Below are 651 nucleotides of genomic sequence, written 5' to 3'. Positions count from 1 at the left end.
ACCTGCCGGGACCGTGAGGCCATCACGGCGATGTCGTCCTCGGCGCCCGGGCCGAACCGCTCCAGCACCGCGTCCAGCAGTTCCTCCAGATCGCCGCTCTCCGGCAGGCTCAGTTCGCCGAGTCTGCCGACGGACACGTCGATGTCCTCGCCGCGCCGCTCCACCAGTCCGTCGGTGTACATGAACAGCACGGTGCCCGGTCCGCACTCCACCCTCGTCGTCCGGTAGCCGCCGAAGCCGGTGCCCAGCGGCGGGCCCGCCGGCACGTCGCCGAGCCAGGTTCCGGCCGGTCCGGCGGGCTGTGCGAGGTGTCGAGCGCCGGCCATCTGCCGCCGCTCCTCATCGACCCCGGACCGGTCGACCACGGCGAGCAGACAGGTCGCCGCCCGGTCGAGCCCGGACCGTTCGACCATCCGGTCGAGCTGCTCCAGGATGCGGTGCGGCGGCAGTTCCTCGTCGGCCAGCAGCCGCAGCAGCGAGCGGTAGTGGCTCATCGCGACGGCCGCCTCGACGCCGTGCCCCATCACATCGCCCATCGCCTTGAGGTGGCGGCCGTCGGGCAGCGGGATGACGTCGAACCAGTCGCCGCCGACCAGCACGCTCCGGTCGGCCGGCAGATAGCGGGTGGCGACCTACCTCGATGTGCGGGTG

At 72.7% G+C, this 651-nt stretch carries 1 pseudogene; it reads right to left on the bottom strand.

The window, feature by feature from the left end:
* Positions 1-632: pseudogene (locus tag EAO72_RS40075) on the bottom strand (PP2C family protein-serine/threonine phosphatase); the annotation flags it as partial.
* Positions 633-651 lie beyond the last annotated feature (19 nt).

Origin of the sequence: Streptomyces sp. OR43, from assembly GCF_008042275.1 — a bacterium.
Classification (GTDB): Bacteria; Actinomycetota; Actinomycetes; order Streptomycetales; family Streptomycetaceae; genus Streptomyces.
This window is presented reverse-complemented; position numbering and strand designations above follow the sequence as displayed.